We start from the raw sequence: 14,766 nt of genomic DNA on the forward strand, positions 1-14,766 counted from the left end.
TACGGTTCGAACATTTGTGTGGTCATAAATGCCAGCAGATCCCGAAAGTATCGTTTGCTGAACGGTCACTTACTCTAGCCGTGGCAGCTAATTTTCGGGGTAGGAAAAGGCGACGGTGAGTAGATGAATAGAACTTATCGGCAACAAAAAAGGCTTACCTCGCGGTAAGCCTTTTGTTTTTCCTGCGTAACCTCAATCCCCCAACGCTTCCCCCTCACGCCGTGGATCCGCGCCACCCGCCAACGACGCTTTACCCTGCGCATCCTTGACCCGCACGATGGCCTGGGTGCCGCTGGTCATGTCGATTTCATTGACTGTGTGGCCCTTGTCTTTTAACGCCTGAATCAACGCAGGGCTGAACTGGCCTTGTTCCAGTTCGGTCGGGCCGTTGCGGCTGCCGAAGTTGGGCAGGCTGATGGCGCTTTGCGGGTCGAGGTTCCAGTCGAGCAGGCCGATAGTGGTCTTGGCCACGTATTCGATGATCTGCGAGCCGCCCGGCGAGCCGACGCTGGCCAGGAACTCGCCGCTGTTGCGATCAAAGATCAATGTTGGCGCCATCGACGAGCGTGGGCGTTTGCCGGGTTCGACGCGGTTGGCGACTTTCTGCCCGTTCTCTTCGGGGATGAACGAGAAGTCGGTCATCTGGTTGTTCAGCAAAAAGCCCTGCACCATCAGGTGCGAGCCGAATGCCGCTTCGATGGTGGTGGTCATCGATACCGCGCCACCGAGGTCATCCACCGCCACCACTTGCGAGGTGGAGATACGCAGCGGTGAGCGATCCGGCGCGTAGGCCACCTGTACGCCCGGCGGTGTGCCGGGTTTGGCGCTGCCCATGCTGCGTTCGCCGATCAGGCTGGCGCGGCTGGCCAGATAGCCCGGATCCACCAGGCCTTTGACCGGCACCGGGACGAAGTCGGTGTCGGCGACGTATTGCGCGCGATCGGCGTAGGCCAGGCGTTCGGCTTCGGCGATCAGGTGCACGGCTTGTGGATCGGGTTCGATACCGGCCGGTTTGTTGGTTTTCACGGGCTTGAGCGGCGTCAGCGACAGGCGTGGATCGCGGCTTTCCAGCGCTTGCAGGGTGCCGAGAATCTGCGCCACGGCGATCCCGCCCGACGACGGAGGCGGCATCCCGCAGACCTGCCAGCGTTTGTAGTCGGTGCACAGCGGAGCGCGCTCTTTGGCCTTGTAGCCTTGCAAATCATTCAGCGACAAGCTGCCGGGGTTGGCGTGGCCCTGCACCTTGGCGACGATCTCTTCGGCGATCGGTCCTTTGTACAGCGCGTCCGGACCTTCGTGGGCGATGCGCTTGAGTACGGCGGCCAGCGCCGGATTCTGCAGGCGCGTGCCGACGGCTTTGACGCTGCCGTCGCGGTTGAGGAAGTAGGCCGCCATATCCGGCGATTTACCGATCACCGGGTCGGACTCCAAGAGTGAATGCAGGCGCGGCGAAATCGCGAAGCCCTGCTCGGCGAGTTTGATCGCCGGTTCGAACAGCGTGGCCCACGGCAGCCGACCGTGTTGCTTGTGCGCCATCTCCAGTGCACGCAATACGCCCGGCGTGCCCACCGAGCGCCCGCCGATCTGTGCCTGCGGGAACGGCATCGGTTTGCCGTCGGCCTGCAGGAACAGCTTCTCGGTGGCGCCGGCCGGCGCGGTTTCGCGACCGTCGTAGGTACGCACCTGTTTGCCGTCCCACAACACGATCATCGCGCCGCCACCGATCCCGGAGGATTGCGGCTCGACCAAGGTCAGCACTGCTTGCATGGCAATCGCCGCGTCGATGGCCGAACCACCCTTGCGCAGCATCTCGCGACCGGCCTCGGCGGCCAGCGGGTTGGCGGCTGCGGCCATGTGTTGACTGGCGTGGCGAGTCTGTAGATCGGTGCGGTAACCGGAAGCGGCTTCCGGTGCCAGCGGCAAAGTCGAGGAGGGAGGGGCGTTGCACGCGGTGAGGGTCAGGGCGCTGATGATCAGCGTCAGGGCAGGCAGGCGAAAGCGGCTCAGGGGCAGGGCTGGAAACACGTGGGGCTCTCCGTCCGTGGGATGAAAGGTCTGACGGACTTTATCGACCGGCCGGTCGCGACGCAAACCGCCGGGCATTTTTGTCTTTCTTTTCGGGGCGGATGTTCGCTAGGGTCAACGTCAAACTCATCGAACTGAAATACGCCCCTGTGGGAGCGAGCCTGCTCGCGAATACGGTGTATCAGCCAGCCTGAATATTGAATGAAAGACCGCTTCGCGAGCAGGCTCGCTCCCACAAATACAACACCAACAAGAGGCCGACATGCACAGCGAGTTTCCCACCGAATCCAGTTACCGTGATCAGCGCGAACAGTTTCTGACCGCTGCCAACGCCGTGGGAGCCATGCTCACCTCCTACGCACACCCACGTTGCGGCCCCTTCGGCGAACCCTTGAGCACCGACGTCGCTGTGCTCGGTAATCCGCAGGCAAAGCGCCGGCTGGTGGCGCTCAGCGGCACTCACGGAGTCGAGGGCTATTACGGCTCGGATTGCCAAATCGACTGGCTGAAGGCCTTCGTGCCGGGCTCGCTGCCCAAGGATGTCGCGGTTGTGATGATCCACCTGATCAACCCATGGGGCACCGCGTGGCTGCGCCGGGTCAACGAAGACAACATCGACCTCAACCGCAATCATCTGGATTTCACCGCCCCGTTGCCGGATAACCGCGCCTACGCCACGCTGCACGAGATCTACGCCTGCACCGATTTGCACGGCCCCGAGCGTAAGCGCGCCGACGCCTTGCTCGACGGGCAAATTACCGAACACGGCTGGCCGGCGGTGATGTCGATTGTCGAGGGCGGTCAGCACAGTCATCCCGACGGACTGTTCTATGGCGGCCGCGCGCCGAGTTGGTCGAATCGCACGTTGCATCAGATCATCGACGCGCATCTGGCAGGCGCGCAAACCGTGATGTGTTTCGACCTGCACACCGGCGCCGGCGAATACGGTCATCCGATGTTGCTGACCATCACCCAGGCGCCTTACCCGGCGTTGGCGCAAGCACAGTCGATCTACGGCCCGTGGCTGTACACCTTGCACACCGGCGCGCAAACGTTGAGCGAAACCGGTGTCGCGGCGACGGCGACCGGCTACACCTCGCAGGCGTTGCTCAACGCATTGCCGGGTGTGCAACTGATGCCGTTCGTGATTGAGTGCGGGACGTATCTGGGGCCGGAGGTGCATCGTTATTTGCGCGATGATCACTGGTTGCATCTGCATGGCGATCCGCTGGATGCGACGGGGCGGGCGATCAAGTTGAATCTGCTGGAGCAGTTCTATCCGGCCGATCCGGACTGGCGGGCGATGGTCGGGTTGCGTACGCGGCAGATCTGGGCGAAGGGGCTGGCGTTCCTGTCGGCAGAGCAGCCTGAATAGGTCAGGCTTCGCATTGTGGTGAGGGGATTCATCCCCGATGGACTGCGCAGCAGGCCCGTTCGGTTTTTATGGGGAAAAGGGCGCTGCGCACCCTATCGGGGATAAATCCCCTCGTCACGGGTTCGGTGTGTCTCGAGGGATAAAAAACGCTTATTGCTTGAAGCCCGGCAGTCCATTCGCGGCACGCCATTTTTTTACAGTTTCGGTGATCCCTTCGTTGGAGTTATCCACTCCTTCATCTGGGTAGTAGATCAAATCAGTTCCATCTGGATGCTCTGTGATGCTGCAAAAGTGATCTAGCAGCGGGTCCAGTACATCGTCAGAAGTACTTTTGTTGGCAGTTCGAATTTCTTGCATGAAGCGCAGAAACTCTGCCTCTGTGTACTCTGAGAGATTTTTTTTCATAAACTTGTTGGTTTTTCTATGGGTAGGAACCTAACGCTTGAAGCCCGGCAAACCCTGCGCTGCTCGCCATTCTTTTACAATTTTCGTTACGCCCTGGGGGGAGCTATCTGCATCAGGCTCCGGGTAATAGATCAGATCCGATCCAGCTGGGTGTTCGCTGATTTTCTCGAAGTGCAACAGCAGCAAGTCAGCGCGATCATCGCTTTCGGCTTCTTCATCTTCTTTAGCGAGTTCTTCCAGCAGCGTGATGAACTCGGCCTCGCTGTACTCCGAAATGCTGTTTTTCAGTAAGTTGTCTGTCATGGCTAACCTATTCGTTCCGGTGGATATCGATGTGGTTTCGCGGCGTATTCACTCGCAGATTATCTACGTCGTAAACGCCGCCGCCCTCTGATATTTTTTCGAGGTGATGAAGTTCGTAAGATCTTCTACCACCGACGCTATCGGCTTTGCGCACACGTGGTGCTTTGCCTTTACGCATACGGCCAGCGTTCTGTTTGATGAACTGATCCACCACGGCTGACTCCGAAACGGCTTTCCAAAGGGCTGCTCTGAACGAGTCGAAGCTTTTGAAGTCGTGTCCACGCAGCGAGTCTGCCACGTCCGTCGGAATTGGAACTCCTACCCCAGAGCTTGCTCCGATGAGCCATATCCCCGAAACATCCTCCCCCACCCCCGTCACCGTCCCCGGCATCAGCCTGGCCGGCCTCGAAAACACCACATAAAGCGACTTCAGCCCAGTGTCCGCCGGGAACACCAGAATACAATCTTCGGCGGTAATGTCTTCGCCGGGCGGGCCTTCTATCTGGGTATCAGTGTTCTCAGGAATCGGGTGGACAAGGATCGTGTTCAGTTGCTCGCGGTGTTCCGGATAAACCAGCGGCGGCATTGAACCGTGTGGCCCGCGTTGCGGCGTCCATAAAATCGTGATGCCGTTGAGCCTGGCCTCCATCGCCGTCTTGTCGCTGTTCCACTCGACGTTGACGGTACGGACCGAGTCATCGCCCGAAGCGCCGGCGTGGATGCCGTAAACCTGCATGACGCCTTGGGCATCGCGCCGAAACTGGAAGCGCACGCGAGTGCTGGCGCGGCTCATGCGGCGTAGTTGTTCGTCGGTGTGCAATGTGCCGTCGCCCATGCGGGTCGGCAGCATCCCGAGGATGAATACGCTGGCCGCGCCGCCTGCGCCACGGATGGCCCAGTTGAGGCGTTGTTGCAGAATCCCGCCGCCGGCCATGCGCCCCAAAGCCAGGTCGGCGCCGAGCGCGGTCGCTACCGCGGTGCTGGCTGAGGGAAAGAGCATGGCACCCGCGACCATGATCTTGCCGAAATTGGCGGCGGGCTCTGGCGCAGTGCCGGCGTCCGTTCGACACCAGTTATCCGGCGTGCAGGACTTGGCGAACACCTGGTCTTCGCGGGGCTTGGGCGTTGGCCATTCATCCTTTTCGATGTACACCGGCTCCGGCGGGGGAGGCGGATTCCAAGCGGCCCATGAGCCGGTCCTTCTCGGACGTTTCCGAAGCCAATCTTCATCGAAGAGAAATTTGAATCGAGCCATGCCAACTCCCTGTATGGCTTTGAAACGAGCCAGGGGAGCTTGTCGGTCAACGGGGAATTCGGGCAAACCGATGGGGTGGGGTTCAGGCGCGAGGTTTTACGAAAAATCCAATTCGTACACCGCGCGCACCTTTTTCCTGCAGTGCTTTCCCGGTTTGTTGACGTGCCATTAACCTTGGTCAGGGCCAATCAGGAATTATGGGGCAGCTGGATGGAGAGGGGCGGCTTTGCAGCCATCGGGGATGAATCCCCTCGCCACGGGAGGGTGGTTTTTTCGAGGCATAAAAAAACGGCCTACCTTTCGGTAAGCCGTTTTTAGTACTTGGTGGCTACACAGGGACTTGAACCCCGGACCCCAGCATTATGAATGCTATGCTCTAACCAACTGAGCTATGTAGCCAAGTGGCGCGCATTATTCCCCTGAAATGGAAAAGCGTCAAGCGTAAATTTAAAAATTTTTTCTACGCTTTCAACCGTTTATCAAAATTACTGGCTCAGCAGGGGCGAAGGGCAGCGTTCGAACCAGCGGCTGGCCTGTTCATAGGCGTGCGCCAGTTGCAGAACCGCGAAGTCGGCCTGGTGCCGGCCGATGATCTGCAGCCCCATCGGCAACCCCTGCGCATTGAATCCGGCCTGAACGCTCGCCACCGGGCAACCCGACAGCGTGCCGGGGATGACTACCTCCATCCAGCGGTGATACGTGTCCATGCTCACGCCCTCGATAGACGTCGGCCAAGGCTGGGTTTTATCGAACGGGAAGACCTGTGCACTGGGCAGCAGCAGGTAATCGTAGCGTTCGAACAACCGGGAAATCGCCCGATACCAATCGCTGCGCACCACCGACGCGGCGAACACTTCGCTCGCCGAAAGCTTCAGGCCGTTTTCCACTTCCCAGCAGGCTTCCGGTTTCAGCAGCTCGCGCTTCTGTGGATCAGCATAAGTTGAGCCCAGCGACCCCGCGACCATCCAGTGCCGCAACGTCCGCCAACTGCTCCACAACCGCTCAGGCGCGAACCCCGGCTGAACGGATTCAACGTGGCAGCCAAGGCTTTCAAAGTCGGCAAAGGTCTTCTCGCACAGCGACAGAACGCCGTTTTCCATCGGCAGATAACCATTGAAGTCTCCCAGCCAACCCAATCGCGTGCCCTTGAAATCACGCTCCAGCGGCGCGGCAAAGACCTCTCCGGATTCAGCGATGGACAACGGTGCCCGGGCATCGCCCCCAGCCTGCGCCGACAGCAGCAACGCCGCGTCGCGCACGCTGCGGGCCATCGGTCCTTCATAGCCAAGTTGATCGAAAAACAGATCGGCACTGTCATCAAACGGCACGCGGCCCTGAGACGGGCGGAAACCAAAGATATTGTTGAACGCCGCCGGGTTGCGCAGCGAACCCATCATGTCGCTGCCATCGGCCACTGGCACCAGATGCATCGCCAGCGCCGCTGCTGCGCCGCCGCTGCTGCCACCGGCGGTTTTGCTCGGGTCATAAGCGCAGCCGGTAGCACCGAACAGTGTGTTATAGCTCTGCGAACCGAGGCCGAATTCCGGGGTGTTGGTCTTGCCGATGATGATCGCGCCGGCAGCCTTGATCCGCTCGACCATAATGCCGTCGCGCTCGGGAATAAAGTCCTTGAACAACGGTGAGCCGAGCGTGGTGCGGATGCCTTGGGTCAGCGACAGATCCTTGATCGCGTGGGGCAGGCCGTGCATCCAGCCACGGTATTCGCCACGCGCCAGTTCGGCATCGCGCGCATCGGCCTGGGCCAGCAGAACATCCGGTGCCTGCAGGCTGATCAACGCGTTGACCTGCGGGTTGAAGCGTTCGATATGGGCAAGATAAGTCTGCATCACTTCGCGGCAGGACACCTGGCGCAGGCGGATGCGGTCGGCGAGTGCGTGGGCCTGTAAAAGGACCAGTTCGCTGATGTTATTGGAGTTCATGACAACGGCGCCTTTCAGACGGCTGAAGAAACGCCCCGGCGTCATGCCGGGGCGGCAGGAATCAACGCATCAGGTTGGTCCAGAGACGGTCAGCGAGGCGGATGGCGCCTTCGCCGCAGGTCTTGCTGAACACCACGTGAGTACCCTCGGGAATGTGCAATTCCGGCGCGTCCTTGAGCGCCGCATCGAGGAACGGTTCGACGCCTTTGATCGGGCTCTGGTGCTTGAGGAAGTTCTGGGTCATCGCCGCGTTCTCCGGCTGGCTGAGGAAGGCGATGAACGCCTTGGCATTCGCCGGGTTCTTGCTGCCGGTGGGGATGACCATGTTGTCGACCCAGGCCAGTACGCCTTCTTTCGGGTACAGGTATTTCAGGCTCGGTTTCATCTCGCGGGCGCGCATCGATGAGCCGCCCCAGAACATCGACATGTCGATTTCACCCGAGGCGAGGTTTTCGCGGATCGAGCCGGCCTTGGAGCTGTAAGTCTTTACGAACGGCTTCTGCGCCTTGAGCAGCGTCAGCACTTGTTGCATCTGTTTCGGGTCTTCACTGCACAGCGGAACATTCAGATAGAGGCTGGCCATGTCGACCATCTCACTGGTCGAGTCGAACATGTTGATCCGCCCCTGCAACTCGGCTGGCGGCTCGTATAAAACCTTGTAGCTGTCAGTCGGGCCTTTGTAGCGCGCGGTGTCGAGGACCACGCTGGTGGTGCCCCAGATGAATGGCACCGAGTACGCGCCCTCCGGGTCCCAACTCGGTTTTTTCAGGTTATCCACAACGCTGGCGTAGTACGGCTCCATGACCGGGTCGAAGCGCTCCAACAGGTTTTCCTTGATCAGGATCGGGATGAACTGGTGCGAAGGAATCGCCACGTCATACCCGGCGCCACCCTGTTTCAGTTTGGCCAGCAGGGTCTCGTTGGAGTCGTAGGAATCGACGGTGACTTCGATGCCGGTCTGCTTCTGGAACTTGGCGAGAATCTCCGGCGAGAAGTACCCGCTCCAGCTCACCACATTGAGTTTTTCCGCGGCCTGAACGCTGCCGGTCATCGCCAGCGGCACAGTCAGGAACAACGCAGTGCCGACGCTTTTTATCCACTTGCTCATGCTATTTCCCCACAGTTCTTGGAAGGTTCAGGCGTTCTTTTTGCCCAGCAGGTAAGAGAGACTCACAAACAGCACCGAGACGCCGAGGATCAGGGTCGACACGGCGTTGACGTCGGGTGTCACGCCCATGCGCAACAGGCCGAAGATGAAGATCGGCAGCGTTGTCGTACCGGCCTGGGCGACCATCATCGAGATCACGAAGTTATCCAGCGAGACGATGAAGGCCAGCATCAGCCCGGAAAAAATTCCCGGCATCAGCAGCGGCAAGGTCACCTTGCGGAAGGTCCGCCACGGGCCGGCATACAGGTCGGCCGAGGCTTGTTCCAGCGACAGGTCCATGTCGTTGAGGCGCGCGCGAATCGGCAGGTAGGCGAACGGAATGCAGAACACCGTATGGGCGATGATCAAGTTGCCGTAGCCCAGCGACAGGCCAATGGTCGAGAACAGCGCCAGCGTGGCCACACCGACGACAATTTCCGGCAGCACCAGCGGCAACATGATTGCGCCCATCGACAATTGCAGGCCCTTGAACTTGGCGCCGCGTGAGGTGCCGAGGGCGGCGAGGGTGGCAATCGCCGTGGCGATCATGCTCGCGCAGACCGCGATCAACAGGCTGTTGCCAGCGGCCTGACGCAAGGCTTGATTGGCGAACGCGGCGCGATACCAGTCGAGGCTGAAGCCGCTCCACACCGTCGCGGATTGGTTGGCGTTGAACGAGAACACCACCAGCACCACGATCGGCGCGTACAGGTACAGATAGAACAGGAAGCTGAAGCCGCCGAAACCGGGGAAGTCCTGCACGCCCAGCCCTTTGCGTTTGAATAGCGCGAGCATCACGCACCTCCTTTGGCGATGCGCTGGCGCTCGGCGCGCAGGGCATACACGATCAAGACCAGCATCACGGCGGCCATCAGCACCAGCGACAGCGCGGCGCCGAACGGCCAGTTACGTGCATCGCTGAACTGCCGGAAAATCAGGTTGCCGAGCATCATCCGCGTGCCGCCACCGAGCAGTTCCGGGGCGATCATCGCGCCCAGGCACGGCACGAACGTGAGGATGGCGCCGGCGAGAATTCCCGGTTTGGCGATCGGCAACACCACTTTGCGCAAGGTGCGCACGCGGCCGGCGTACAGATCCTGAGCCGCTTCGAGCAAGCGAATGTCCATCTTTTCCAGCGTGGCGTAGATCGGCAGCACCACGAACGGCGCATAGGTATAAACCAGCCCCAGCAGCACTGCGCCGTCGGTGTACAACAGCTGCAACGGCTCATGGATGACGCCCATGCCCATCAAGCTGTTGTTGATCACCCCGGTGTTGCGCAGCAGCAGAATCCACGCGTAGGTGCGGATCAGCAGGTTGGCCCAGAACGGCACGGTGATCAGGAAGATCAGCAGGCCACGCCGATGCGCCGGTTGCATCGCCAGCCACACCGCGACCGGGAAGCCGATCAACAGCGTGATGAGTGTGGTCAGCCCGGCAATGCCGACCGAGCGCAAGGCGATGATCAGGTAGGAGTCGGCAAAGGCCAGGCTGTCGTCCATCTGCCGTTCGAACAACAACGAGGTGTAGGCATCGGTGCTGAAGACTTTATTGACCCCTCCGTAGGGGTTGGCTTCCATCAGCGAATAGCCGATGACGATCAGGATCGGCACCAGCAGAAACAGGCCGATGGCGACCAGCGCCGGGCTGACTCCGAGAAAACTCTGGAAAGCCTTGCGGCGTTCCAGCGTGTTGGTAATCGGTAAGGTGTGCATGGCAACTCCTCAGGCTCAGTCGTGCAGGACGCTGGCGCTTCCCCGGTCGAACAGCAGACCGGCCTGAGAACCGACGGCAAAGCGCAGGCTCTGGTCGACGCAGTTGGGCGTGCGCACGGTGAGGCGCGAGCCGTCGCCGAGGCTGACCTGGTATTGCAGGTCGGTGCCGAGGTAGATCTGCGCATCGATCCGGCACGGCAGCGCGGCCTCGGTCGCGGCGGGCACCAGATGCAGGCGCTCGGGGCGCACAGATAACGTCACGCTGGCGCCGACCGTCACATCGCTGCACGCTTGCGCCGGCAGCGGATGCCCGGCCGGCCCGGCGAACCAGGCCATGCCGTCCTCGATCTTCTTCACCGTGCCCTGGATGAAGTTGGTCTCGCCGATGAAGTCGGCGACGAAGCGGTTGCGCGGGCGTTCGTAAATATCTTCCGGGCGGCCGACCTGCTGCACTTCGCCCTCGGACAACACGGCGATGCGGTCGGACATGGTCAGCGCTTCTTCCTGGTCGTGGGTGACGAAGATGAAGGTGATGCCGGTCTTGGCCTGAATCGATTTCAGCTCTTCGCGCATGGCCTGGCGCAGCTTCAGATCGAGCGCGGAAAGGGGTTCGTCGAGCAGCAATACTTTCGGATGCGGTGCCAGGGCGCGGGCGAGGGCGACGCGTTGTTGCTGGCCACCGGACAACTGCGCTGGCTTGCGATTGGCGAAGCGCTCCATCTGCACCAGCGCGAGCATCTCCAGCACGCGCTCGGCGATTTGCGCTTTGTTCAGCACCTTGCCCATCGGCTGCGATTCGAGGCCGAAGGCCAGGTTCTCGGCGATGGTCATGTGCGGGAACAGCGCGTAATGCTGGAACACCGTGTTGACCGGGCGCTGGAACGGCGGTCGGTCGGCGATGTTTTCGCCGTACAGCAGGATCTCGCCTTCGGTAGGAAACTCGAAGCCGGCGATCATCCGCAGCAGGGTGGTCTTGCCGCAACCGGAAGGGCCGAGCAGGGTGAAGAATTCGTTGTCGCGGATGTCCAGGTCGATGTTTTTCAACGCCACCGGACCGGTGTTCGGGTCACCGTAAACCTTGCGTACCGAGCGGATCGACACCGCCAGCGTTTGCAGCGAATGCAGGGCATTCATGCGTTACCTCCGATTCCCCCATCGCCTGCGAGTGCGCTGTGAATCAGCGACGTCGTCGGGCCATGGATATTATTTTTCTGGGCAGGATCGAGATTGCGTACGGGGTGAAACCAGCTGTTTTATTGTTCTGCTGTGGCTCGATTATCAGCCAGTGCTTGCGTGAGGCGACACTTCAATTTAAACATGGCAGCTGTTAGTTAATTTAACAGCCAAAGGTGCCAGGAATCATGCCCGACCACCGTTTGCCGCCGCTCAACGCGGTGCGTGCATTTGATGCCGCCGCGCGTCTGGGCAGCTATGTCGAGGCTTCGAAAGCCTTGCACGTGACCCAGCCAGCGATTGGCCGGCACGTGAAGTTGCTGGAGGACTGGCTGGGCATTCAGCTGTTCGAACGCACCTCGCGCGGGGTCAATTTGACGCCGGCGGGTGAGAAGTACCACCGCAAGATCAGCGCGGCGTTGCAGTTGATCATTGAAGCCGGCAAGGAGGCGCGGCCGAAAGATGCCGAGCGCTGGTTGCGGATCATGGTGGTGCCGGGGTTTGCCAAGCGCTGGTTGATGCCAAGGATCGAAACCCTGCGGCATCTGCGACCGGGATTGAAACTGGCGATCGAGCCAAACTCGACCTTCACCGAAGTCGACGGCAAAAGTGCCGATCTGGGCATTGTCTATGGCCTCGACGGGCAGTACGCCGACTCCCGTGCAGCATTGATCTGCCCGCGAGTGTTTCCGATCTGCACCCCGCAATACCTCGCCAGCATCGAGCCTGTGATCGGCCCGGCAGATCTGGTTCGCCATGAACTGATCCACGTCGATGACGGCGAGTGGTGGAACCTGTGGTTCGCCGCCAACGAGCTGGATATTCACCTCAATTCCGACATGCTTTACGTCAACAACGATCACGCGCTGTCGGTGGCCGAGAGCGGGCAGGGCATTGCTTTGGCCAATGAAGTGCTGGTTCGCGAGGAGCTCAAGTCCGGCAAACTGGTGCGCGCGGTGGACGCGCAGGTGAAGCTGGAAAGCTACCGGGTCCTCACGCCGTCCGCCGAGTTCTCGGCGGATGTGGCGTGGTTTATCCAGTGGCTGAAGACCGAGCTGGAAGCGGACTTCCCCGAAGCCGTGATCAGCTGAGGCGGAAGCGTGCGGTGTTGTCGCTCAGAGCCTTGCTGCCCTGACTCAGGGTATCCGCCGCGAGATTCACTGCGCGGGCGCCTTCAAGCAGACGCACCGCGGCCTGATCGACCTGCTGGATATTGCCGCTGACCTCATCGGCGGTGCTCGCCTGTTCTTCCACGGCGGTGGCGATCTGCGCCAGGGTGTCAGTGACACTCTGCACCGCGCTGGCGATTTCGCCGAGACGTTCACCAAGACCGGTCACGGCGTCGGCATCCGATTGCGCCTGACCGCAGGCGGCTTCCATCAGGCTCACCGCCTCGTTGACCGTGGCGCGCAGGCTGTCGACGGTGCCGGCGATCTGCGCGGTGGATGACTGGGTGCGCTGCGACAGGCTGCGCACTTCATCGGCGACCACGGCAAAGCCGCGTCCCTGTTCGCCAGCGCGTGCGGCCTCAATGGCGGCGTTGAGCGCGAGCAAGTTGGTCTGCTCGGCGACGCCACGGATGGTGTCGACCACCAGTTGAATCTGCTGCCCTTGCTCGCTGACACGACCGAGTGCCGCTGCGGTGTCGTTCAGCCGTTGGTTGAGTTGCTGAATGCTCGCCGTGGTGCGCTGGCTGTCGCGGCTGCTGTCGGCAGCGATGCGCCGGGTCTGTTGGGCGCTGCTGGAGGCCTGTTCGCAACTCTGCGCCACACCTTGCGAAGTGGCGGCCAGTTGCGTCGCAGCGGCGGCGATCTGGCTGATCTGTAACTGCTGCGCTTCGACTTCGCTCAGCGCGCCGCTGGAATGATCGTTGAGGCTGCGCACCGCGTGGCTCAGTTGCGAGGTTTCGTGATCGACCCCGAGCATGCTGGCGCGCAGTTGCACCACCGCGACGTTGAGCGCGGTGCTGATCGCCGCCAGCTCATCGCGGCCCACCACGGGCACTTGCAGGCTCAGGTTGCCGTCACGCAGGGCTTCGGCAAGCAGGGTAATGCCGCTGGCGCTGCGGCGGATCGAGGCTTGCAGGCAGACGAACAGGTACAACGCCGCCAGCAACAGGCAACCGAACACCGCGGCGACCACGATGAACTGGCGAATCGCCGAAGCGTGGTAAGCGTCCAGGCGCTGATCCAGCGACAGCAGTGATTGCTGGCGCAACGAGGCGAGATCGCCCAGCAGAGCATCAAGGTTGCGTTCGAAGTCTTCCGGTTTGAGTGTAATGCTGCCGCCAAACACGCCGTCATCCAGCACCTTCAGCCCGGCATCAAGGCGCTTGAGGCTGTCGTGATACTGACCGGCCCAGGTGTGCAAATCGCTCGGCAGACGCGCTTCGAGCAGGCCTGCGGTTTTGACAAGCTGTTCGCGGGCGTCGCCGATGCGGCCACGCAGATCGCGCAACTGCAAGCGACTCTGCAAAGTGAATTGTCCCGAGACCACCGAAGCCTGGCCGACGGCGGCGAGGCGGCCCACGCGCTCGATCAGATCCGGTGCGTGCTGTGTGGAGATCTGCGTCAGCAGATAGGTTTCCAGCCATGGCGCCAGCGTCAGGCGGTTGTCCATGACGATTTGCTCGCGCAACGCTTGCAGGGCGCTGAGGGCGTTGGTGAAGCGGTCGTAACCGTCCGGCCACCAGCCGACGCTGCTCAGGCTTTTCGAGTCCAGACCACCGAGCGCGGTTTGCAGGGCTTGATAGCGGGCGAGGGTTTCGCCTTCGGCGCCTTCCTTGTTCAGCGCGTTGCCCAGATCGCTGGTGGCTTGCTGGAGGGCCGGTTGCACGGCGTCAAATGCAGCCATGGCGGCGAGGGTGGCCGGGGTCGGCTGGCGATTGGTTTCGGTGGCGCGCCAACGGGCGGCGCGGTCACGCTGGGCGGCGAGCAGGTTGTCCAGGGCATCGAGGCTGAGAAACTGGCGCACGCCGGCACGCTCACCGGCAATCAGATTGAGCTTGTCGCGATAGTCCTGACCAATCATCAACAGGCTGCCGGCCAACGGCAGAATGAACAGCAGAAACAACAGCTGAAATTTACGCGCGAAGCCAAACCGCCCCAGCAATTTGATCCCCGGTGAAAGGAAAGCCTGCATGCCCCATGACTCCTCTGGACACCACGCACCAACGGCGTGCATCGCGGTCGTGCGACCTCGATGTTGTGCCCTGCTAAAAGGTCTCGAAAGTTCACTCTCGCCCGCTCGGTAGGCCGGCTCTGTAGCGAAACTTCCCATTCTCGGCGACCTTTGTAAGGCCGCCGCGTTCGAGGGGAGAAGCAAGGCAAGATTCAGACCATGGCGTTGAGCTATCACCTATCCCATGTAGGAGCTGCCGAAGGCTGCGATCTTTTGATCTTGATCTTGATCTTGATCTTAAAAACAAA

12 protein-coding genes and 1 tRNA gene are annotated in these 14,766 nt (G+C 61.1%); 2 read left to right on the forward strand and 11 right to left on the reverse strand.

The window, feature by feature from the left end; translation table 11 throughout:
• Positions 1 to 192: 192 nt before the first annotated feature.
• Positions 193 to 2,025 (reverse strand): gamma-glutamyltransferase, encoded by a 1,833-nt coding sequence (gene ggt, locus ACTJKS_RS25780; protein ID WP_108184432.1) that lies wholly within the window; start codon positions 2,023 to 2,025, stop codon positions 193 to 195.
• A 262-nt stretch (positions 2,026 to 2,287) separates the two neighbouring features.
• Between ggt and ACTJKS_RS25785 the strand changes: the two genes are divergently transcribed.
• Entirely contained in the window at positions 2,288 to 3,400 is a 1,113-nt protein-coding gene (locus ACTJKS_RS25785; RefSeq protein WP_108183789.1) for a DUF2817 domain-containing protein, read from the forward strand.
• A 150-nt stretch (positions 3,401 to 3,550) separates the two neighbouring features.
• Here ACTJKS_RS25785 and ACTJKS_RS25790 read toward each other — a convergent pair whose 3' ends face one another.
• The 9 genes from ACTJKS_RS25790 to ACTJKS_RS25830 form a co-directional block, all read right to left on the reverse strand.
• Positions 3,551 to 3,805, reverse strand: coding sequence for a bacteriocin immunity protein (locus tag ACTJKS_RS25790; protein ID WP_108183788.1), 255 nt, complete (start codon positions 3,803 to 3,805; stop codon positions 3,551 to 3,553).
• Positions 3,806 to 3,835: 30 nt separating this feature from the next.
• A complete protein-coding gene (locus tag ACTJKS_RS25795; protein ID WP_108183787.1) occupies positions 3,836 to 4,108 on the reverse strand; it encodes a bacteriocin immunity protein in 273 nt (90 codons plus the stop codon).
• A 7-nt stretch (positions 4,109 to 4,115) separates the two neighbouring features.
• The gene (locus ACTJKS_RS25800; RefSeq protein WP_108183786.1) at positions 4,116 to 5,363 is read right to left on the reverse strand and encodes an S-type pyocin domain-containing protein; all 1,248 of its coding nucleotides are present in this window, start codon (positions 5,361 to 5,363) and stop codon (positions 4,116 to 4,118) included.
• Between the two features lie 322 nt (positions 5,364 to 5,685).
• A tRNA-Met gene (locus ACTJKS_RS25805) sits at positions 5,686 to 5,762 on the reverse strand.
• 86 nt (positions 5,763 to 5,848) lie between these two features.
• Positions 5,849 to 7,303, reverse strand: a complete 1,455-nt coding sequence (locus tag ACTJKS_RS25810; protein WP_108184431.1) for an amidase — start codon at positions 7,301 to 7,303, stop codon at positions 5,849 to 5,851.
• A gap of 61 nt (positions 7,304 to 7,364) precedes the next feature.
• A complete protein-coding gene (locus ACTJKS_RS25815) occupies positions 7,365 to 8,411 on the reverse strand; it encodes an ABC transporter substrate-binding protein (protein WP_142579989.1) in 1,047 nt (348 codons plus the stop codon).
• A gap of 27 nt (positions 8,412 to 8,438) precedes the next feature.
• The gene (locus ACTJKS_RS25820; protein ID WP_108183783.1) at positions 8,439 to 9,245 is read right to left on the reverse strand and encodes an ABC transporter permease; all 807 of its coding nucleotides are present in this window, start codon (positions 9,243 to 9,245) and stop codon (positions 8,439 to 8,441) included.
• Positions 9,245 to 10,165 (reverse strand): ABC transporter permease, encoded by a 921-nt coding sequence (locus tag ACTJKS_RS25825; protein WP_108183782.1) that lies wholly within the window; start codon positions 10,163 to 10,165, stop codon positions 9,245 to 9,247. The genes ACTJKS_RS25820 and ACTJKS_RS25825 overlap by 1 nt, the downstream gene beginning before the upstream one ends.
• Positions 10,166 to 10,180: 15 nt before the next feature.
• Positions 10,181 to 11,299, reverse strand: a complete 1,119-nt coding sequence (locus ACTJKS_RS25830) for an ABC transporter ATP-binding protein (protein WP_108183781.1) — start codon at positions 11,297 to 11,299, stop codon at positions 10,181 to 10,183.
• A gap of 227 nt (positions 11,300 to 11,526) precedes the next feature.
• Between ACTJKS_RS25830 and ACTJKS_RS25835 the strand changes: the two genes are divergently transcribed.
• A complete protein-coding gene (locus ACTJKS_RS25835; RefSeq protein WP_047296518.1) occupies positions 11,527 to 12,429 on the forward strand; it encodes a LysR substrate-binding domain-containing protein in 903 nt (300 codons plus the stop codon).
• On the opposite strand, the gene ACTJKS_RS25840 is transcribed toward ACTJKS_RS25835, so the two are convergent.
• Positions 12,422 to 14,479, reverse strand: a complete 2,058-nt coding sequence (locus ACTJKS_RS25840; RefSeq protein ID WP_440829037.1) for a methyl-accepting chemotaxis protein — start codon at positions 14,477 to 14,479, stop codon at positions 12,422 to 12,424. The genes ACTJKS_RS25835 and ACTJKS_RS25840 overlap by 8 nt on opposite strands.
• Positions 14,480 to 14,766: the final 287 nt, after the last annotated feature.

Source organism: Pseudomonas sp. 22189 (genome assembly GCF_052045635.1).
Lineage (GTDB): Bacteria > Pseudomonadota > Gammaproteobacteria > Pseudomonadales > Pseudomonadaceae > Aquipseudomonas > Aquipseudomonas parakoreensis.

Bases quoted from the DNA above. Each gene is read 5' to 3' on its own strand.
- ACTJKS_RS25830 (WP_108183781.1), bottom strand. From the start codon at position 11,299: ATGAATGCCCTGCATTCGCTGCAAACGCTGGCGGTGTCGATCCGCTCG.
- ACTJKS_RS25840 (WP_440829037.1), bottom strand. From the start codon at position 14,479: ATGCAGGCTTTCCTTTCACCGGGGATCAAATTGCTGGGGCGGTTTGGC.
- ACTJKS_RS25800 (WP_108183786.1), bottom strand. From the start codon at position 5,363: ATGGCTCGATTCAAATTTCTCTTCGATGAAGATTGGCTTCGGAAACGT.
- ACTJKS_RS25790 (WP_108183788.1), bottom strand. From the start codon at position 3,805: ATGAAAAAAAATCTCTCAGAGTACACAGAGGCAGAGTTTCTGCGCTTC.
- ACTJKS_RS25820 (WP_108183783.1), bottom strand. From the start codon at position 9,245: ATGCTCGCGCTATTCAAACGCAAAGGGCTGGGCGTGCAGGACTTCCCC.
- ACTJKS_RS25815 (WP_142579989.1), bottom strand. From the start codon at position 8,411: ATGAGCAAGTGGATAAAAAGCGTCGGCACTGCGTTGTTCCTGACTGTG.
- ACTJKS_RS25835 (WP_047296518.1), top strand. From the start codon at position 11,527: ATGCCCGACCACCGTTTGCCGCCGCTCAACGCGGTGCGTGCATTTGAT.
- ACTJKS_RS25825 (WP_108183782.1), bottom strand. From the start codon at position 10,165: ATGCACACCTTACCGATTACCAACACGCTGGAACGCCGCAAGGCTTTC.
- ACTJKS_RS25785 (WP_108183789.1), top strand. From the start codon at position 2,288: ATGCACAGCGAGTTTCCCACCGAATCCAGTTACCGTGATCAGCGCGAA.
- ACTJKS_RS25810 (WP_108184431.1), bottom strand. From the start codon at position 7,303: ATGAACTCCAATAACATCAGCGAACTGGTCCTTTTACAGGCCCACGCA.
- ACTJKS_RS25795 (WP_108183787.1), bottom strand. From the start codon at position 4,108: ATGACAGACAACTTACTGAAAAACAGCATTTCGGAGTACAGCGAGGCC.